General features: G+C 63.5%; 14 protein-coding genes. 9 read left to right on the top strand and 5 right to left on the bottom strand.

Annotated features, from left to right (window positions below; genetic code table 11):
- Together IG122_RS17735 and IG122_RS17730 are read left to right on the top strand one after the other, a co-directional pair.
- Positions 1-1,119: a serine hydrolase domain-containing protein gene (locus IG122_RS17735; protein ID WP_193186764.1), complete on the top strand. Its 1,119-nt coding sequence runs from the start codon at positions 1-3 to the stop codon at positions 1,117-1,119.
- A gap of 93 nt (positions 1,120-1,212) precedes the next feature.
- On the top strand, positions 1,213-3,528 hold the full coding sequence (locus IG122_RS17730; RefSeq protein ID WP_193186761.1) for a sensor histidine kinase: 2,316 nt from the start codon (positions 1,213-1,215) through the stop codon (positions 3,526-3,528).
- Positions 3,529-3,547: 19 nt separating this feature from the next.
- Here the strand turns inward: IG122_RS17730 and IG122_RS17725 are convergent, their stop codons facing one another.
- Positions 3,548-4,951, bottom strand: coding sequence for an FAD-binding oxidoreductase (locus IG122_RS17725; protein WP_193186758.1), 1,404 nt, complete (start codon positions 4,949-4,951; stop codon positions 3,548-3,550).
- A gap of 196 nt (positions 4,952-5,147) precedes the next feature.
- Here IG122_RS17725 and IG122_RS17720 point away from each other — a divergent pair, with 196 nt between their 5' ends.
- From IG122_RS17720 to IG122_RS17705, 4 genes are read left to right on the top strand one after another with little or no spacing between them, the layout of a single operon-like run.
- The gene (locus tag IG122_RS17720; RefSeq protein WP_193186755.1) at positions 5,148-5,891 is read left to right on the top strand and encodes a TerB family tellurite resistance protein; all 744 of its coding nucleotides are present in this window, start codon (positions 5,148-5,150) and stop codon (positions 5,889-5,891) included.
- A 3-nt stretch (positions 5,892-5,894) separates the two neighbouring features.
- A complete protein-coding gene (locus tag IG122_RS17715) occupies positions 5,895-7,754 on the top strand; it encodes an ATP-binding cassette domain-containing protein (protein WP_193186752.1) in 1,860 nt (619 codons plus the stop codon).
- Complete coding sequence (locus IG122_RS17710; RefSeq protein WP_193186749.1) at positions 7,751-8,623, top strand: DMT family transporter; 873 nt, start codon at positions 7,751-7,753, stop codon at positions 8,621-8,623. Before IG122_RS17715 ends, IG122_RS17710 begins: the two co-directional genes overlap by 4 nt.
- A 7-nt stretch (positions 8,624-8,630) precedes the next feature.
- Positions 8,631-9,353: an N-acetylmuramoyl-L-alanine amidase gene (locus IG122_RS17705; protein WP_193186746.1), complete on the top strand. Its 723-nt coding sequence runs from the start codon at positions 8,631-8,633 to the stop codon at positions 9,351-9,353.
- 130 nt (positions 9,354-9,483) lie between these two features.
- On the opposite strand, the gene IG122_RS17700 is transcribed toward IG122_RS17705, so the two are convergent.
- Together IG122_RS17700 and IG122_RS17695 are read right to left on the bottom strand one after the other, a co-directional pair.
- Positions 9,484-10,236, bottom strand: a complete 753-nt coding sequence (locus IG122_RS17700; RefSeq protein WP_193186743.1) for a thioesterase family protein — start codon at positions 10,234-10,236, stop codon at positions 9,484-9,486.
- Positions 10,237-10,398: 162 nt separating this feature from the next.
- Positions 10,399-11,304 carry a branched-chain amino acid aminotransferase gene (locus IG122_RS17695; RefSeq protein WP_193186740.1) on the bottom strand — a complete coding sequence of 302 codons (906 nt, stop codon included), beginning with the start codon at positions 11,302-11,304 and terminating at the stop codon, positions 10,399-10,401.
- A gap of 124 nt (positions 11,305-11,428) precedes the next feature.
- Here IG122_RS17695 and IG122_RS17690 point away from each other — a divergent pair, with 124 nt between their 5' ends.
- From IG122_RS17690 to IG122_RS17680, 3 genes are all read left to right on the top strand, one after another.
- Entirely contained in the window at positions 11,429-11,953 is a 525-nt protein-coding gene (locus IG122_RS17690) for a MarR family winged helix-turn-helix transcriptional regulator (RefSeq protein WP_193186737.1), read from the top strand.
- On the top strand, positions 11,950-12,666 hold the full coding sequence (locus IG122_RS17685) for a response regulator (RefSeq protein WP_193186912.1): 717 nt from the start codon (positions 11,950-11,952) through the stop codon (positions 12,664-12,666). The genes IG122_RS17690 and IG122_RS17685 overlap by 4 nt, the downstream gene beginning before the upstream one ends.
- 106 nt (positions 12,667-12,772) lie before the next feature.
- The gene (locus IG122_RS17680) at positions 12,773-14,131 is read left to right on the top strand and encodes an ATP-binding protein (protein WP_193186734.1); all 1,359 of its coding nucleotides are present in this window, start codon (positions 12,773-12,775) and stop codon (positions 14,129-14,131) included.
- A gap of 7 nt (positions 14,132-14,138) precedes the next feature.
- Here the strand turns inward: IG122_RS17680 and IG122_RS17675 are convergent, their stop codons facing one another.
- Positions 14,139-14,474, bottom strand: coding sequence for a tRNA-binding protein (locus IG122_RS17675; protein WP_193186732.1), 336 nt, complete (start codon positions 14,472-14,474; stop codon positions 14,139-14,141).
- A gap of 130 nt (positions 14,475-14,604) precedes the next feature.
- On the bottom strand, positions 14,605-15,030 hold the full coding sequence (locus tag IG122_RS17670) for a phasin family protein (protein ID WP_193186729.1): 426 nt from the start codon (positions 15,028-15,030) through the stop codon (positions 14,605-14,607).
- Positions 15,031-15,133: the final 103 nt, after the last annotated feature.

Genomic DNA, 15,133 nt, shown 5'->3' with positions numbered 1-15,133 from the left:
ATGACCACGTATTTTCCCGCCTCCGGCGAATCCTGGGACCGTATCGACCCGCGCGACGCCGGCTTCGACGCCGACGGCCTGAAGGCCGCGAGCGATTTCGCGATAGCCAATGAATCAACGATGGACCGGGACGTCAGGAAGGCGCTCGACAACGATCTGTTCGGCGAACCGGAGGGCCTGCGGGACGTCATCGGCATCACCCGGCCGCGCGAGGACCCGCATGGGCTCATCATCCGCGGCGGCAGGATCGTCCACGAATGGGGGGATACGCGACGCCCGGACATCACCTTCAGCATCGCGAAGAGCTATCTCTCGATCTGCGCAGGCCTGGCGCTCGACGAAGGGCTGATCCCGAGTTTCGACCGCCCGGTGGCGGAATTAGTCGATGATGGCGGCTTCGAGTCCGAGCAGAACCGGGACATCACCTGGGCCCAGCTTCTGCAGCAGACCAGCGAGTGGGAAGGCACGCTCTGGAGCAAGCCGGACTGGATCGACCATAACCGCGATCTCGACGCTGCCGCCGGCGAAGGCACCATGAAGGGTAAGGCGCGCGAGATGCAGAAGCCCGGGACGTTCTGGGAATATAACGACGTCCGCGTGAACCGCCTGGCGCTTGCCCTGCTCCGGGTCTGGAAGAAGCCGCTTCCCGAGGTCCTTAAGGAACGGGTCATGACCCCGATCGGCGCCTCCGCCGACTGGGAATGGCACGGCTACGAGAATTCCTGGGTCGAGATCGGCGGCAAGCGGATCCAGTCGGTCTCCGGCGGCTCGCACTGGGGCGGCGGCATGTTCATCAGCTCGCGCGACCAGGCGCTGACGGGCCTGATGATGGCGCGCGGCGGCGTCTGGAACGGCAAGCGGCTGCTCTCCGAGACCTACATCAACGCCGCGACGACGCCCTGCCCCATCAACAGCGATTACGGCTATCTCTGGTGGCTGAACGGCGCCGGCGGCAGTGCGCCGTCGGCTCCGCGCTACAGCTACTTCGCCAAAGGCAAGGGCTCCAACGTGATCTGGATCGATCCGGAGCTCGATCTTGTTGCTGTCGTGCGCTGGATCGAGCGCGATGCCTTCGACGGTTTCTGCGGGAAGGTCATGGAAGCCCTACACAAGCCGTAAGCATTTTTTAATATTATCAGGGGAGTATGTGCGCGGGTTTGCAGATTATACGGTTCGGCAAGCCGGTCCCGGTCCGCTGATAAAGGCTCTTGAATGCGCGAACGAATTCTCAGGTTCGCAGTACTGGTCATGATGGCGATCGTGGCGGCAACGGCTGCGCACGCAACGGTCTTGCATGACAAACGCATACTCTTCATCAGCTCCTATCACTTGGGATTCCACAGCGTCCCCAAGCAGATCGAAGGGATACGCGCAGGCTTCGACGATTTCCTGAAAGGCGGCACTCAGCCGCTTATCGACGTCGAATTTATGGACACCAAGCGGCTTGGTTCTGCCGTTTACGGGCGGGTGTTCCGGGAGAGCCTTGTCGCCAAACTTGGAGCGGTCGAGCCCTACGACCTTGTGATTGTTGGCGACGACAACGCTTTGGATTTCGCCCTCGAGGAACGGAACGGCCTGATCAAGGGTCTCCCGGTTGTCTTTCACAGCGTCAACAATGTGGCGAAAGCCGCGTCGCTCAATGACGACCCCCAATTTACCGGCGTCGTGGAAGAACTCTCGCTCATCAACACACTAGATTTGATAAAGCGGCTGCTTCCCGGTTCCCGCAAACTTTATGCCATTGGCGATGCGACCCCGACCGGGCGTGTGAACATGAGCCAGCTCACCTCGATCCCGCGGGAACAGATTCCGTTCGAGATCGTCACCCTGTCGCTGGACAAGATGACCCACGAGGATCTGGCCCTGTCGCTGGCGAATCTCGAACCGACCGATCCTGTGCTGCTGGTATCGGCCTACAGGGACTACACAGGTCGATCGCGCTCCCGCTCTCAGATCATGGATATGCTCGCCGTCAATCTGAGAGCTCCGTTTTTCCACCCGATACCGTTTCAACCCGGAGATGGCCCCGTCGGCGGATATGTCGTCAGCCATTTCGAGCAGGGCAAAGCGGCGGCATTGATGGCATCACAGATCCTCAGCGGCACTCCCGTCAAGGATATCCCCGTGCTTCTCAAGAGCCCGAACCGCTACCTCGTCGACATGGATGCGGTGAAACGTTTCGGACTCGAAGAGGATGGCGTTCCCGAGGGGGCGATCCGCTTCAACAACGAAGCGAAATTCGCCGGTCTGGACATTCGCGTTATCTGGGTCGGGGCACTCTTCATCCTGTTTGAGACCGCATTGATCGCGATGCTGGTCATCAACCACCTGTATCGCCGCCGCGCGCGGATCGCTTTGAAGAACAGCGAACGCCGGTTCAGGGATATCGCCGCGATTTCTTCCGACTGGTTCTGGGAGTCGGACCCGGATCTGCGCCTGACCGAACTCTCCGACCGTTTCGAGGCCGTTAGCGGCGAATCTCCGCTTTCGCGCCTCGGCACCTCGCATTTCCAGTATGAGCGGCTGGAATGGAATGCCGGTCGGGAAAACGAATGGAATAATCACCGCGCCCAGATCGACGCTCATGCCCCGTTCCGGAACTTCGAATATGCACGCGTCGGCCCCGACGGCGAACGCCGTTACGAGCGGATCAGCGGCACACCGGTTTTCGACAAAGGCGTTCTGACAGGATATCGAGGTACCGGGACCGACATTACCGGTGAACTCGAGCGCCGCAACCAGCTGCTCGACGCCATCAACGAAGCCGATCTCGCCAACAGAACGAAGAGCGCCTTTCTGGCCAATATGAGCCACGAGCTGCGCACTCCGCTGAACGCGATCATCGGTTTCTCCGAGATTCTAACCGGTCAACTCTTCGGAAAGATGGAGAACGACCGGTATCTCGACTACGCGAAGGACATCAACGAAACCGGCAAGCATCTGCTTACGGTTCTGAACGACTTGCTCGACATCTCTCGCATCGAGGCGGGCTTCGTGAAACTCGACGAAGGCGTGATCGACATCCGCCGGATGCTGAAATCCTGCGCTCGCATGCTGGGCGACCGGGTGGCCGAGGCCAGTCTCGATCTGAAGCTCGATATCCCGGGCGACCTCCCCGCACTCTTCGGAGACGAGACAAGGTTGCGTCAGGTCTTGATCAATCTGCTGATCAATTCGGTGAAGTTCACCCCGCGCGGCGGAACCATCCATATGCGGGCGCTTCTGGCAGATGACGGCGGGATCAACATCGAGGTCGAGGACACCGGCGTCGGCATATCGCCGGAGGATCTGGAGCGTGTGATGGAACCGTTCCAGCAGGCCGAACAGGCGCTTTCAAGGCGCTATGGCGGCGTCGGCCTCGGACTGTCGCTCGCACGCAATCTGACCGAATTGCACGGCGGAACCATCACGCTCATGAGTGAGCAGGGCTCCTGGACGATTATCCGCATCCATCTGCCGGCCGACCGCGTGCGCGCCTATCCCCCCTCCGAGCAACGGGAAAGCGACAGCGCCACGGCGACGGCCTAGCTCACATCCTTGTCAGACCTCAAACCCGGACGATCTTGCCCGGGTTCATGATGTTGTTCGGATCCACCGCCTGCTTCAGCGCGCGCATCAGATTGAGCGCGGCCCCATGCTCCTCCTCGAGATACGGCATCTTGCCGTAGCCGACGCCGTGCTCCCCGGTACAGGTTCCGTCCATCGCCAGTGCCCGGCGGACCATCCGTTCGCTATGTGCCTTCGCCCGGCCCATCTCATCCGGATTCTCGGGATCGATGATGTAGACGAGGTGAAAGTTCCCGTCGCCGACATGGCCGACCAGCGGCGCATACAGCCCGGTTTCCTCGAGATCCGCTTTCGTCTCGCGGATACATTCGGCGAGCCGCGAGACCGGCACGCAGACGTCGGTCGGCCAGCCCTGCGCACCTGGCCGCTGGGCCAGCGCCGCGTAATAGGCATCGTGCCGTGCCTGCCAGAGCACGTTGCGATCCTCGGTCCGTGTCGCCCACTGGAACGAGGAACCGCCGAACTCGGAGGTGATGCCCTCGACCGTCTCCGCCTGCTCCTTCACGCCGGCTTCGCTGCCGTGGAACTCGAAGAAGATGGTCGGCTTGGGCTGATATCCTTCAAGCTTCGAATAATCGATGCAGGCGCCCATTTGCACCTCGTCGAGGAGCTCCATTCGCGCGACGGGAACGCCGGCATGGATCGTGGTGATGACGGAATCAACCGCCCCTTCCATCGTGTCGAACTGGCAGACGGCGGAGGAGATCGCCTCCGGAATGCCATAGACCTTGAGCGTGATCTCGGTGATGACTCCGAGCGTCCCTTCCGAACCGACGAAGAGCCGCGTCAGGTCATACCCCGCCGAACTCTTGCGGGCGCGACGGGACGTGCGGATCACCTCGCCGCTCGGCGTGACGACACGGAGCGAGATCACGTTCTCCCGCATCGTGCCGTAGCGGACCGCATTGGTGCCGGACGCACGGGTTGCGGTCATGCCGCCGATCGAGGCGTCGGCGCCGGGATCGATCGGGAAGAACAGACCGGTATCGCGCAGATGTTCGTTCAGCTGCTTGCGCGTCACGCCGGGCTGCACGACAACGTCGAGATCCTCCGCGTTGACCGAAATGATCCTGTCCATGAGCGACGTATCGATCGTCACCCCGCCCTTCATTGCCGCGACGTGACCTTCGAGAGAGGTACCGGTGCCGAACGGGATAACCGGAAAGCCGAGCCGGTTGCAGACCGTGACCGCCTGGGAAATCTCGTCCTCGGTCTCCGCGAAGACCACGGCATCGGGCGCCATCGGCGCATGATAGCTTTCGTCCTTGCCGTGCTGGTGACGAACCGCCTCGGCGGTCGTGAAACGGTCCCCGAAGATCTGCTTCAGCGCGTCGAGTGCCGCCGCTCGGGTCTTTTCATCCACGGGATTCGCGTCCACGTTCATCCTGGCGGTCTCCGCTCTTGGTTTGGATTGGCTGGTTGTTTGCAGCAACCTACTCCCCCTTGCCAGAAGCCAGCAAGGGGCCGCCGCTGCGGCATGGCAGACCTCCGGTGACTGCCTGTTGACGGATATCCCTTCAGCCGACATGTTCCACCTGTGTTCCAGAGTTAGGACTATTCCAGGCAGCCGGGCGTCGAACGTGAGTATCTGGGGAAAAATCATCGGGGGGACGGCCGGTCTCGCACTTGGCGGTCCGATCGGGGCCTTGCTGGGCGCGGTGGCGGGTCATGCCGTCGACCGTTTCGCCGGCAATGACGCTCCGAAGAACGAGAAGGACGAGCAGGCGGCAACCCGCAAGATCGCCTTCACCATCGGTGTCGTCGTCCTCAGTGCGAAAATGGCAAAGGCCGACGGCGTGGTCACCCGCGACGAGATCGCCGCCTTCCGTGAGGTCTTTCACATCCCGCAGGAGGAGATCCGCAATGTCGGCCGGGTCTGGGACATGGCCCGCCGCGACGTCGAGGGTTTCGAGATCTACGCGCAGCAGATCGCGCGGCTGTTCAATCCCGGTTCTCCGGTGCTCGAGGAATTGCTGCTCAGCCTGTTCCACATCGCCAAGGCGGACGGCGTGGTGCACCAGAACGAACTCGCCTATCTGGAACGGGTCGCCGAGATCTTCGGGTTCGACGAGATCGCCTTTCAGCGCATCCGCGCGGTCGCCGGCGACAAGGACGCGGAAGATCCCTACAGCGTGCTCGGCATCTCGCACGATGCGGACGAGGCCGAGATCAAGCGGGTCTACCGCACCCTGATCCGAGAGCATCACCCGGACCGGCTCATCGCCGAGGGCCTGCCGGAGGAATTCGTCGACGCGGCGACGGAAAAGATGGCCGCGATCAACGCCGCTTATGACCGCATCGCAAAACAGCGCGGCATCAGATAGACCATGGCCCGAGCCTCTTCCGCCCCGCCCATCGTGGCGCTCCGGGGCGCGCGCCTGACCCTGGGTGAGCGTATCCTGTTCGAGAATGCCGACGTCACCGTTGCCAAGGGCGAGCGCATCTGCCTTGTCGGCCGCAACGGCTCCGGCAAGTCGACCCTGCTGAAATGCCTCGCGGGGCAGATCGATCTCGACCAGGGCGAGCGCTTCGTCCAGCCGGGCGCCAAAATCTCCTATCTGCCGCAGGACCCGCCGCTGCCGAAGGGCATCCCGATCCGCGAGCACGTCGCCGGCGGCCTCGCCTCTGCACCCGGGGATCACCCGGCGGAATATCTGGTCGATGCCGTCATGGCGCATCTCGGCATCGACGGGGAGCGAACGACCGACGGTCTCTCCGGCGGCGAGTCGCGCCGCGTCGCCCTCGCCCGTGCTCTCGTCTCGGAACCGGATGTCCTGCTGCTTGACGAGCCGACCAACCATCTCGACTTGCCGACCATCGAATGGCTGGAAGAGGAACTGGCCAATTTCAAGGGCGGCATCCTGCTGATCAGCCACGACCGGACCTTCCTCAGCAAGCTCTCCAACCGGACCTATTGGATCGACCGCGGCGAGGTGCGCCGCAACTCCGAGGGCTTCGCGGCCTTCCCCGACTGGGCGGACAAGGTGCTGGCCGACGAGGAAGCGACCCAGCGGCGGCTCAACAAGCAGATCGCCGAGGAGACCCGCTGGCTTCGCGAGGGGCTGACCGCCCGGCGCAAACGCAATATGGGCCGCGTGCGCACCCTGCTCGGCATGCGCCGCGAGCGGGCGGAACGGATCAAGCGTCCGGGCCTCGTGAATATGAGCGTCGGCGACGCCGAGGGCGGCAGCCAGCTCGTAATAGAGGCGAACCACATCTCGAAATCCTTTCCGCTGCCGGACGGCGGCGAGAAGAAGATCGCCACGGACTTCTCCACCATCGTCCGGCGCGGCGACCGCATCGGCCTTGTCGGCGCGAACGGCGCGGGCAAGACGACGCTGCTGAAGATGCTGATCGGCGAGGAAAAGCCGGACAAGGGTCGGGTCCGCGTCGGCTTCGGCGTCGAGACGGTCTATTTCGACCAGTACCGGGAGACGCTGGACGGCGAGGCGACGCTCTGGTCGACCCTCTGTCCTGGCGGCGGCGACACCATCTTCGTGCACGGCAAGCCGAAGCACGTGGTCTCCTATCTCCGCGACTTCCTCTTCGAGGAACGGCAGGCCCGCGCGCACGTCAAGAATCTCTCCGGCGGCGAACGCAACCGTCTGCTGCTGGCGAAACTCTTCGCCGCCCCGCACAACCTGCTGGTGCTCGACGAGCCGACCAACGACCTCGATATCGAGACCCTCGATCTGCTGCAGGAAGTGCTCGCGGACTATGACGGCACCATCATCCTGGTCAGTCATGACCGCGACTTTCTCGACCGCGTCGTGACCTCGGTCATCGCCGTCGAGGGCGACGGCAGGATCGAGGAGTTTGTCGGCGGGTTCAGCGACTATGCGGCGCTGCGCAACCGGGAAGAACCCGAAGCGCCATCCGCGCCGAAGAAGAAAGAAAGCAAACCCGCCGCCCAGCCCGAGAAACCGGCGCAGGCGAAGACGAAACTGAGCTACAAGGATCAGCGCGCGCTCGAAATGCTGCCCGGCCAAATCGAAAAGCTGGGCAAGGAGATCGCCGCACTGGAAGGAAAACTCGCCGATCCGGATCTTTTTACGAAGGATCCCGGCAGCTTCCAGAAAACCAGCGAACGGCTCGCGGCGGCCCAGGCCGAACTCGACGATGCCGAGACACAATGGCTCGAGTTGGAGGAAATGCGCGAAGATCTGGAGAAAGCACGCGCTTCATGAAGCCACTCGACATTCTGGTCGGCGTCATCGTCATGGTCGTCTGGGGAATGAATTTCGCCCTCGGCAAACTGGCGATGGCCGAGTTCCCGCCGATGATGCTCATCGGCCTGCGCTATCTTCTGACCGCCATTCTGCTGATCCCATTCCTGAAACCGCAGGGCATGAAGTTCGCGCACATCTTCGCGCTTTCGGTCACCCTCGGCGTCCTGCACTTCGCCTTCATGTTTACCGGCCTCAAGGGCACGGACGCGTCACTCGCGGCGATCGCGGCTCAGATCCAGGTGCCGTTCGCCGTCATTCTTGCGGTGATCTTCTTCCGGGAACGGCCGAACAAGAAGCAAATCCTCGGGATCGCCATTGCATTCACCGGCGTCGCCATGCTCGCCGGTGCGCCCAAGACCTCAAGCAGCCTGTTCGATCTCGGCCTCGTCATCATCGCCTCCCTGCTCTGGGGCCTTGCCCATATCCAGGTGAAATGGATGGGCGCGGTAAATCCCTTCGTGCTGAATGCCTGGATGGCCACACTGGCCGCGCCGATGATCCTCTCCGCCTCTCTCGTGATCGAGGACGGACATTGGGAAGCGCTACAGAATGCCGGGCTCGCCGGCTGGGGCGGAGTGGTCTACATGGCGGTCGGGGTGACCGTCTTCGGTTACGGCCTCTGGTACCGGATCCTGCAGAAATACGACGTCTCGCAGACCATGCCGCTCACCATTCTCGCCCCGCTCGTCGGCGCCGCGTCCGGGATCGTCTTCCTCGGCGAGCATATGGACGCCTTCCAGCTGACCGGCGCCGCGCTTACAATCGTCGGGGTCGGCGCCGTCACGACGGGCGGCAAGACCAAGGCGAAAGTGGAAGCCGAAAGCTAGGGGCCGCATGACGGACGCTCTCTCCATTATCGAACGGCCGTCTCCCAATAACGATGCGCGTCCGGGCGGAACCGCCGTCGATATCCTGCTGCTGCACTATACCGGGATGAAGAGCGCCGACGCGGCGCTTGACCGGCTGACGGACGCGAACGCGAAGGTCAGCGCGCATTACCTGATCGACGAGGACGGCACCTGCTGGCGCATGGTCGCGGAGGAACGCCGGGCCTGGCATGCGGGGGTCGCCTGCTGGGCGGGTGCGACGGACATCAATGCCCGCTCCATCGGCATCGAGCTGGTCAATCCGGGCCACCAGTTCGGCTACCGGCCGTTCCCGGCGCGGCAGATGGAAAGCCTGACGGCGCTTTGCCGCGACATCCTTGCACGCCATCCGATCCCACCGTCGTGCGTGCTCGGCCATTCCGACGTGGCGCCGGAGCGCAAGGAGGACCCGGGCGAACTGTTCGACTGGGCCGGTCTCGCGACGAACGGGGTCGGGCTCTGGCCGGAACGGGATACGTCCGGTGATCAGGAGTTGCCTTTCGAGAAAGCGATGCGGATGCTGACAGAGATCGGTTACGCAGCGCCGGAGACGCCTGTCATGTCCGGCCCTGCGCGCAATGTCCTGCTTGCGTTTCAAAGGCGCTGGCTGCCATCCGACCTTTGCGGAGCGCTGACGCCAGCAACGGCAGCCCGTATTCTCGAAGTCCATGCGGCGCTGAAGAGCGCATAAAAAACATCCCCCAAACAACGTCGTCATTCCCCCGAACGCGGGGACCCAGGGAAGACGGGTTCGACCCTACGATCTCTGAGTCCCACTTGCGTGGGGATGACGACCGTTTTAATTGCAAGCGAGTGAAACGCTACTCCATCACCGCGAGCACCACCGGCTGGGTCGCGCGGCCGAGATAGCCCTTCGTGTCGTAAAGATCGCTCGTGGTGATCCCGAGGCCGTTCGCGTTCCAGTGCGGCTGGGAGTCAACCGCCAGCCACTCTCCCTCGATCGGACGCTGGAGATGGATGGTGATTTCCGGGTTCGGGAACATCACCCGGTTCCGGTCGACCCAGTCCGGACGCGAGAGGCCGGTTGCCCAGTCGGCGAGCGAGAGCACGCGCGCGAGGCCGCCCATATCCTCGACCACCGGATTGCGGTGCCGCATCCAGATCCGCCCGCCCGCTTCGCGGCGCATCTCGCAGGCCTCGAAGAACCAGGGCGCGTCGGTGACGTGGCCGACATGGAAGGGTTCGCCGCCGACTTCGGCCGGGATCAGGTCCCGTTCTGGGATGAAGGAGAGCGGCTCCGCGGTCAGAAACAACCCTGACGCCGCGGCGCAGAGTTTGCCTTCCGAGGTGAGCTCGGCGGAGAGCTGGAGCGACCGCCGCCCCTGCCGGAGCGTGCGGACGGAGACCTGGATCGGCGCCATCGGGGTCGGGCGCAGAAGCGAGAGCGACATCTGCAGGCCGTCGCCGGCGCCGAGCTCGGCTGCCTGCCGCTCCATCGCCGCCGCGAGCAGCCCGCCGGAGACACCGCCATGCAGGCCCGGAAACGGTCCCTTGGCGAGCGGGCCCGGGAGCCAGTTTTCGCCGTCATATGTGCAAACGGGGGAAGCTTTCATGGCGAAAGCTTCCCCCGCTTTTGGTCTTCAAGTCCAGTGCCCGGACGGAACGGTATCCGTCACTCGAAACGTCATACCGGCGACGGCCGGTACCCAGAGGATTGCGAACTCCGTCCTACGTTCCCTGGGCCCCGGCCTCCGCCGGGGTGACGGTCTAGGTCCTTACTCCGCGGCGACCGCGACCTCGGTCGCATGGGCGCGAACGGTCTTCTCATAGGCCTCGACCAGCGTCCGGGTCATCTCGCCCGGCGTGAAGCTGTAGGTGCCGATCTTGCCGACCGGGGTCACTTCCGCGGCAGTGCCGGTGAGGAAGCATTCGGTGGCGCGGGTCATGTCTTCCGGGCGGATATGCCGCTCGACCACCTCGTAACCGTTGTCCTTGGCGAGCTGGATCACTGTGCGGCGGGTGATGCCGTCGAGGAAGCAGTCCGGCTTCGGCGTGTGCAAGCGGCCGTCATCCATCAGGAAGAAGATGTTCGCGCCGGTGGCCTCGGCGACATAGCCGCGATAATCGAGCATCAGCGCGTCGTGGAAACCGCGCGCCTCGGCGTCGTGCTTGCACATGGTGGCGATCATGTAGAGACCGGCCGCCTTGCTGTTCGTCGGCGCGGTGTCGGGAGCCGGGCGGCGCCATTTGCCGATGTCGAGGTTGATTCCCTTCATCTTCGCTTCCGGGTCGAAATAGGACGGCCATTCCCAGGCCGCGATGGCGAGATGAATGGTGTTCTTCTGTGCCGAGACCCCCATCATCTCGCTGCCGCGCCAGGCGACCGGACGGACATAGCCGTCGACGATGCCCATGGAGTCGATCACGGCCTGCTTGGCGGCCTCGATGGCATCGACGTCATAGGGGATCTTGAAGCCGAGGATTCCAGCGGAGCGGTGCAGGCGCTCGGTGTGCTCGCGCGACTTGAAAATACGGCCGCTATAAACCCGTTCGCCCTCGAAGACCGAACTGGCATAATGCAGCCCGTGGCTCAGTACATGAAGTTTGGCATCGCGCCAGTCAAGCAGCGCACCATCCATCCAGATGGCGCCGTCCCGATCGTCAAAAGGAAGCAGGCTCATGAGGTTTCATCCCGGCAAGCTCCAAAGTCTAACCCGTTCGATTTATTCAACTTGACGGGCTCTTTGGATAGATTGTTACCCAAACACGGCCTGAGAACTAACATTCAGAAGGAAATATGTCAACATGGTTGACGTAAAAAGCATGGCGAACCCGCTCTTCCTGCGGGAGGAGGAATTGAGGCAGGGCATCGAGATGCTGTTTTTCGCCTATCGCGACTTCACCGGAGAGCCGGACGCGATCCTCGGCGAGCTCGGTCTCGGACGGGCGCATCACCGGGTGATCTATTTCGTCGGGCGCAATCCCGAGATTACCGTCACGGACCTTCTGAAGATCCTCAAGATCACCAAGCAGAGCCTCTCGCGGGTGCTGAGCCAGCTCGTCAGCGAAGGCTATATCAACCAGGAGACGGACCAGGCGGACCGGCGTAAGAAGCTGCTGACCCTGACCGAAAAAGGCGTCGATCTCGAACGCAGTTTGACGGCGAACCAGAGGGCACGGATCGCCCGCGCCTACCGGGCCGCCGGCGCAGAGGCGGTACAGGGCTTCCGTGAGGTGCTGCGCGGTATCATTGACCCGGCGGACCAGGAGCGTTTCGAGATCGCCAGCCCGACCATGCCGGTTCCCCGGCGCAGCAAGGGACGCGGCTGACCGTGACCGAGGGGGACGACCTCGCACATATTCTCGTCGTCGACGACGACAGCCGTTTGCGCGACCTGCTGACCCGGTTTCTGAGCGAGAACGGCTTCCGGGTGACGGCCGCGGGCGACGCCGCCGATGCGCGGCGCAAGCTGGCCGCGATCGAATACGACCTGATCGTGCTCGACGTCATGATGCCGGGCGAGACCGGTTTCGAGCTGACCCGCGCCCTGCGCAAGACACGGGAACTGCCGATCCTCCTCCTGACCGCGATGGGCGAGGTCGAGAACCGGATCGAGGGCCTGGAGACCGGTGCCGACGACTACCTGACCAAGCCGTTCGAACCGCGCGAGCTGCTGCTGCGCATCCGCACCATCCTGCGCCGGACCCGCTCCGTGCCTGAGGTCGCCGACGCCGGCAACGAGGTCACCTTCGGCCCCTACAGCTACGATCGGACCCAGGGCGAGCTGACCAAAGGCGGGCAGACCGTGCATCTGACGGAATCAGAGGCCCTGTTGCTCGGCTGCTTCGCGCAGGTCCCGGGACGTACCCTCAGCCGCGAGGACCTCGTCGCGCGCAATGCGGTGAATGGGCACGAGCGCGCGGTCGACGTGCAGATCAACCGGCTGCGCCGCAAGATCGAGAAGGATCCGAAGTTTCCGCGCTTCCTGCAGACCGTGCGCGGCAAGGGCTATGTCCTGAAAGCCACACCACCGGGCACGTAGACGCTCGATGACGGCCCGGTTCCTATCCGTCGGCTGGAAATTCACCTAGTATGCGCCACGTCCGGTCCAACCGGGCAGTGCGAACAGAGAGAGCTGCAACCGCCTCATGGCAACGCTTGCCGAAAACAGTCCCAGAACCCGCAAACAGTCCTGGCTGAAACGCCACTTGCCGAAGACGCTGTTCGGCCGGGCGCTGGCGATTTTCCTGACGCCGCTGATCCTGATGCAGGCGATCTCGACCTTCGTCTTCTACGACCGCCACTGGGACACCATGGTGCGACGGCTGGCGAGCTCGCTCGCCGGCGAGGTTGCGATGCTGGTCGACGAGGTTGAGGAGGATTCGAGCCCGGCCTCGCTGGCGCGGATCGACCGCAAGGCCCGCAACAGTCTCGCTTTGGTCGTCACCTACCGGGCCGGGGCGATCCTGGAAAACCGGACAAGCGATACCCTGTTCGATCCGACGCTGCGCCAGATGCTCAGATCCATGGAAGAGCAGGTCCGCCGGCCGTTCGTCGTCAATCTGGATACGGACGAGCGGCAGATCGCGATCGAGGTCCAGCTGCCGGACGGCGTGCTTGAGATCCTCGCGCACGAGAAACGGCTCTACAGTTCGACGACCTATATCTTCGTCATGTGGATGCTCGGCAGCGCGCTGATCCTTTTCGCCATCGCACTGATCTTCATGCGCAACCAGATCCGGCCAATCCGCAGATTGGCGATCGCCGCCCGCGCCTTCGGCCTCGGACGGGAGGTGGCGGACTTCAAGCCGGAAGGCGCCAAGGAGGTGCGGCAGGCGGCCGAGGCCTTCCAGCAGATGCGGGCGCGGATCCGGCGCCAGATCAAGCAGCGCACCGACATGCTGAGCGGCGTCTCGCACGACCTGCGGACCCCGCTCACCCGCATGAAACTTCAGCTCGCGATGCTCGGCGACGATACCGCGGTCCGCGAGCTCCAGGCCGACGTGCAGGACATGGAACGGATGGTCGAAGGCTATCTCGCCTTTGCGCGGGGCGAAGGGACGGAAGCCGCCGTCACAACCGACATAAAGTCCCTGCTCGGCGATTTCGCCATCGGCGAGCGGCGGGGCGGGGCGCCCCTGGAACTCGAGCTGACCACACAGCCGCTGCCACCCGTGGAGCTGAAGCCGCAATCGGTGAAACGGGCACTCGCGAACCTCGTGTCCAACGCGAGGCGGCACGCAAAGACGGTTCGGATCACGCTGCAGGCAAGCGAGGACGCCTTCGAGATCTTCGTCGACGATGACGGTCCGGGCATCCCGGAAGAGGACCGGGGCCGCGTCTTCAAACCGTTCTACCGCGGCGACCCCTCGCGCAACCCCGAAACCGGCGGCACCGGCCTCGGCCTCACCATCGCGCGCGACATCGTGCACAGCCATGGTGGCGAGATCGGTCTGGAAAACTCGCCCCTCGGCGGCCTGAGGGTGCGGATAAGAATCCCGGTATGACCGGGCGCTAGAACAGCCGGCCGCCGTTCGGCACCTTCAGGTCCGGGCCGAGCAGCACGACCCCGCCCTCCTCGTCGGGAAATCCGACGACCAGGCACTCGCTCATGAACTTGCCGATCTGCTTCGGCGGGAAGTTCACCACGCCGGCGACCTGGCGCCCCTTGAGCGCTTCCGGCTCGTAATGCTTGGTGATCTGGGCCGATGTCTTGCGCGTGCCGATCTCCGGGCCGAAATCGACCCAGAGCTTGATTGCCGGATTGCGCGCTTCCGGAAAAGGCTGGGCGTCGATCACGGTCCCGACGCGGATGTCGACCTTCAGGAAATCGGAATAGTCGATGGTCATGCTCTGCTCCCGTTTGGAGCGGACCTAAGGCGGCTGGGCGCGGCAGGTGAAGAGGAATTGCCCCCACACAAACAAAGAGCCGCCGGCGTGATCACGCCGGCGGCTCTTGGTCAGATCCCTGGAAGAAGGATTACTTCTTCGAGGAGAGGCTCTGCACTTCGTCGAGGCTTTCGGCGATCCGCTTGTTGATCACGTCGAAGGCTTCCTGGTTCGACTTGGCGAGCATCTCGGAGATCTCGCGGATGTTCGCGACGGTCCGCTCGATGGTCGTCTTGACGGTCTCGGCCTGCTTCGCGACACGGTCTTCCGGCGCACCCTGGGCCATCAGCTCGCCGAGCGCCTTCTGGGATTCGGCGATCGCCTGCTGGAACAGTTCGGCCTGACGCTTGCCGATCGCCTGCATGCCTTCGGCGGCCAGCTGGTTCGCGGCGGTGATCGCCTCGATGTTCTTCTGCTGGGCGTTCATCAGCGCGTCGGCGTCGATGCCCGGCATCTTGAATTCGGTCATGATTTTCTGGAAGTCGATATTGAGGAAGGGATTTTCCTGCTTAGCCATTGGACGTCTCCACTTATCCGCTTCGCCGGTCACCCGTAGCGAGAGACCAGACTGTTGATCCGGCACTTTATTACTGCATTGCAGCGCAGCTGCCGCACGTTGT

It is taken from the genome of Nisaea sediminum (assembly GCF_014904705.1).
GTDB lineage: Bacteria > Pseudomonadota > Alphaproteobacteria > Thalassobaculales > Thalassobaculaceae > Nisaea > Nisaea sediminum.
The sequence above is the reverse complement of the archived record's forward strand: the minus strand, read 5'-3'. Positions and strand labels throughout refer to the sequence as shown.

What these genes read in the sequence shown, in the direction of transcription:
- IG122_RS17735 (WP_193186764.1), top strand. Translation starts at nt 1, where the DNA reads ATGACCACGTATTTTCCCGCCTCCGGCGAATCCTGGGACCGTATCGAC.
- IG122_RS17730 (WP_193186761.1), top strand. Translation starts at nt 1,213, where the DNA reads ATGCGCGAACGAATTCTCAGGTTCGCAGTACTGGTCATGATGGCGATC.
- IG122_RS17725 (WP_193186758.1), bottom strand. Translation starts at nt 4,951, where the DNA reads ATGAACGTGGACGCGAATCCCGTGGATGAAAAGACCCGAGCGGCGGCA.
- IG122_RS17715 (WP_193186752.1), top strand. Translation starts at nt 5,895, where the DNA reads ATGGCCCGAGCCTCTTCCGCCCCGCCCATCGTGGCGCTCCGGGGCGCG.
- IG122_RS17710 (WP_193186749.1), top strand. Translation starts at nt 7,751, where the DNA reads ATGAAGCCACTCGACATTCTGGTCGGCGTCATCGTCATGGTCGTCTGG.
- IG122_RS17705 (WP_193186746.1), top strand. Translation starts at nt 8,631, where the DNA reads ATGACGGACGCTCTCTCCATTATCGAACGGCCGTCTCCCAATAACGAT.
- IG122_RS17700 (WP_193186743.1), bottom strand. Translation starts at nt 10,236, where the DNA reads ATGAAAGCTTCCCCCGTTTGCACATATGACGGCGAAAACTGGCTCCCG.
- IG122_RS17695 (WP_193186740.1), bottom strand. Translation starts at nt 11,304, where the DNA reads ATGAGCCTGCTTCCTTTTGACGATCGGGACGGCGCCATCTGGATGGAT.
- IG122_RS17690 (WP_193186737.1), top strand. Translation starts at nt 11,429, where the DNA reads ATGGTTGACGTAAAAAGCATGGCGAACCCGCTCTTCCTGCGGGAGGAG.
- IG122_RS17680 (WP_193186734.1), top strand. Translation starts at nt 12,773, where the DNA reads ATGGCAACGCTTGCCGAAAACAGTCCCAGAACCCGCAAACAGTCCTGG.
- IG122_RS17675 (WP_193186732.1), bottom strand. Translation starts at nt 14,474, where the DNA reads ATGACCATCGACTATTCCGATTTCCTGAAGGTCGACATCCGCGTCGGG.
- IG122_RS17670 (WP_193186729.1), bottom strand. Translation starts at nt 15,030, where the DNA reads ATGGCTAAGCAGGAAAATCCCTTCCTCAATATCGACTTCCAGAAAATC.